Raw genomic sequence first — 3,576 nt, 5'->3', positions numbered from 1 at the left:
ATAACTCAGAATTATTTGGACTTTATATATTAAAGGAGTTTAACTAATGATTATAGATAAAAGAGAGGCATATAGCGAACTCGATGATTTTTTGCTGCAAGGAGAACATGCAAAGGAACTTTTTATTCTGACAGGTGTTTATGGAGTTGGAAAAACAACTCTGCTTAATGTGTTGAGCAATAAACTTAATGACCGTTTACATATTCATTTGAACTTCAATAAATTTGATTCTGATGGACTAATTTCTTTGAAAAATGCCGTTCTTCACTTTATTTCAAGAAGCAAAATAGAGAACACAAAACAGAAGTTTAAGGTGTCCAGTTTTCTGGCAAATTTGGTTCGAACTTTCGAATTAAAAGCTTCTGCATCTGTAGGAACAGAGAATGCAGCTGTTCTTAACGCGGAAGTAAATATTCTTGAAGCTATACGATCAACAATTGAAAGCAAATATGAACGTTACTTAGAAACAATAGATAAGGCTAAAAGTACTGAATTTCCTCAAACGTTAGCAAGGATAGTTGTGGATATAACTGGAATATTATATCAAAGAATCTATATCACTTTGGATGAAATTGAAAAGCTGGACTGTAATAGTGCTATATTTATAGAAGAATTGTTAAAAAGTAACTGCGATCTTAGTATTGTTTGTTCAACTGAAAGTAAAAGATCTGAAATTAATAATTATCATTATATATCGACAATCAATAACTTTTTCACCCGAAACATTGAAACTGTAAAGTGCATTAGCACCAAATTAAGTGAGTTTAACGTCACAGAAACATCACAGTATATTAATTTGAAATATAAAAGCAATTATGGTGCAGATAATCCTCTAATCATAGGTATTCATGAGAAAACGGCAGGGTTGCCTCTTTTACTGTCTGTAATATGCGCAAATAATTCGCTTGAAGAAATTATAGTCCGCACCCTCAATGCAGAGACGGAAGAATGGTTGGGCAAAATTTATAATGAGACAATTAATTCATTCGAGGAGCAAGGAAGGCGAATTCTATATTTGCTCTCCATTGCTGGCGGAACTTTAACGGATCCAGTTTTGAGGGAAATTGCAAACATCCCCAATGGTGATATGTATAGGATTTTAGGGATGCTGCAAAAAAAAGAAATGATCGTGTACGATGAACAAAATGATGAATTTAATATTAAATATAGAATTTTGTCAGAGTACATCCAACATTCTGATCATATCACTGCATATGAAGAAAAAAAACTACGTGAACAAATTATTAATGCATACGAAAACAGTCCTCTTCAAAGTATCAGCAAAGCAAGAACACTTTCTTATCTGTATTTGAAATCCAAAGCGTATAATAACGCATTTGAGTGGACCAGAGTCTATGGTAACTTAGCCTTTGGCAAATGCATGTATGACAGATTTATTAATGATTCTCAAAACATTAAGCAGACAATTTTGCTGGAAGCACAGAATATGGCGAAGATTGATTTTCTTTTAGTCCGGGCGTATTACTATTCAGGTGATATAGAGAGTTGTATACACTTGTTTACAAGTCTGGAGACAGCAATACTTGATGCACTTAAATTGAGCGAAGACTATTCTTTACTTTGTGGGACTATTGCCCAAGCATACTATTATAGAAACGACTATAGAAATACTATTAAATACTGTAAAGAAGCTCTGGAAAATAGCAAAAATAATCATTACATTTTTCATGAATCGTTTCTACGATTAATCTCTGCTTATGATTTGAATGGGCAATATGCTTTGGCTCTGGATAATTATAATAAAGGAATACGGCTGGCCAATCAAAAGGAGGATTCAATAACAAAAGGCTCCTATCTGATGGTTACCCAAATGGTTCACAATAAATTCCAGGATTGTTGCAAAAATTTGGAAGAGGCTATTCAGCTTTTCGAGGATACTAATTATAAGAGGAATTTAGCTTGTGTACATAATAATTTGGGCATCGAATATTTAATGTATAGTAACCATTTAGATGCGCTTAAGCATTTAAAGAAATCAGAAAAAATCTTCAATCAAGAATTGTCCTTGGAACTTCACTTTGTCCAGAATAATCTAGCATTGTATTTTCTTTTGAATAATCAAATGAGTGAAGCCCGAGCTAGTCTAACCGAAGCTTTGCGGGGGGCTATTTCCCCCCTCCAGCACGCCTATATTTATAGCAATCTTGCGGTTTTGAATATTATGGAAGATAACGATCGCAATATTGTAGAGGAGTTGTTTGAACAGGCATTGTATTACACTAATTCTTGCCCAGATCCTGTTGTGCACTGTAACGTGAAATATAATTACGCTAAATATGTTTATTCAGCAGGAAATCACGTGAAAGCTGTTCAACTATTCCCAAAAGAAAAGCTTTCTCTTATAAATACCAAACAATATTCCCCATTAATTGAGAAAAGTATTATATTGAGCAAAGAAATAGGAATTGCTATAAATGATGTACTTCAAACAAATCAAAGACATACAACTGATAGAAGAGCTTGTTTTATAAAGCAAGAGTGGCAACTCTGTGAACTAATGTTTTACAATTAAGTCATTCATAGCTCAGAATACGTCCCCTGTAATCTTTGACTCTGATACTAGCTTCAGAATGCTCCACAAGCCCATTGGGACATAGCGGAATTTTAATGCCTGTGCTATCAGGTATTAGAATATATCTTGGAATCCACCAACCACCTATATTCCCTACCAAATTATTTATGATTTTTTCGCCCAGTTCTACGTTTGTTCTAAAATGCCCAACACTTTTAACATTAAAACAGTGAAATAAATAGTATGGGATAACACGATGAGCTGCACAAGTGCTGAATAAATCTTTTATAGACCGAAATTCGTCATTAACTCCCTTTAATAAAACCGATTGGTTTAATATGGGGGTTCCAGTTTTTTGAATATTGTGAATTGCAGCAACTGTTTTATCTGAGAATTCATCAGTGCAATTGAACTGGGTAACCACGACCACTTTATTAAACTTTTCGAGTATGGCACAAAGTTTTGAGGTTATTCGATCCGGAAAGCTTGTGAAAGCACGCGTTGCTAATCGAATAGACTTAATGTGAGCAATAGCACTTAATTTTTCTAACATATATTCAATGTTATCGTCAGAATTAGCTAGTGCATCTCCGCCTGTCAGTAATACATCTTCAAGATGAGAATTTTGATTAATGTATAAATAAGCTTTATCGAATAGAAAATATGAAAAATTATTTTTTTCATGCCACTTTTCTTTACGACTACAGTGACGACAATGTGCAAAACAAACTCCCGTTGTATATATCATGCAACGGTTAGGATACTTTTGAACTACAATTTCAGTATTATGGATTTCCTCAGGAAAAAAAGCTCCGATGCCTTCGTCAGATTGCAATTCACGAGAATCTGGTAGAAATTGCGCAGCAAGTCTAGTTGATTTTTTTTTAGAGATTTCAGACATAATATGACTCGTTACTTTAATTGGATACCATTCATTAATTCGATTAAATTCTTCTTCAGAAAGTTGGTAAAGCATTTCGTTAGTTGCAGCAAAAATTTTGTCCATTGCGTAATAACCTCCAAATAATTCTGAGTTATTAGGA

2 protein-coding genes are annotated in these 3,576 nt (G+C 33.8%); one reads left to right on the top strand and one right to left on the bottom strand.

The annotated features are described in order from the left end of the window. Positions 1-46: 46 nt before the first annotated feature. Positions 47-2,533 carry a P-loop NTPase fold protein gene (locus tag BN3772_RS30120; protein ID WP_042204468.1) on the top strand — a complete coding sequence of 829 codons (2,487 nt, stop codon included), beginning with the start codon at positions 47-49 and terminating at the stop codon, positions 2,531-2,533. 1 nt (position 2,534) lies between these two features. Here BN3772_RS30120 and BN3772_RS30115 read toward each other — a convergent pair. After that, the coding region (locus BN3772_RS30115; protein ID WP_042204466.1) for a KamA family radical SAM protein at positions 2,535-3,576 on the bottom strand (1,042 nt) is incomplete at its 5' end.

Origin of the sequence: Paenibacillus camerounensis (assembly GCF_000723885.1) — a bacterium.
Lineage (GTDB): Bacteria > Bacillota > Bacilli > Paenibacillales > Paenibacillaceae > Paenibacillus_AQ > Paenibacillus_AQ camerounensis.
The sequence above is the reverse complement of the archived record's forward strand: the minus strand, read 5'-3'. Positions and strand labels throughout refer to the sequence as shown.

What these genes read in the sequence shown, in the direction of transcription:
- BN3772_RS30120 (WP_042204468.1), top strand. Translation starts at nt 47, where the DNA reads ATGATTATAGATAAAAGAGAGGCATATAGCGAACTCGATGATTTTTTG.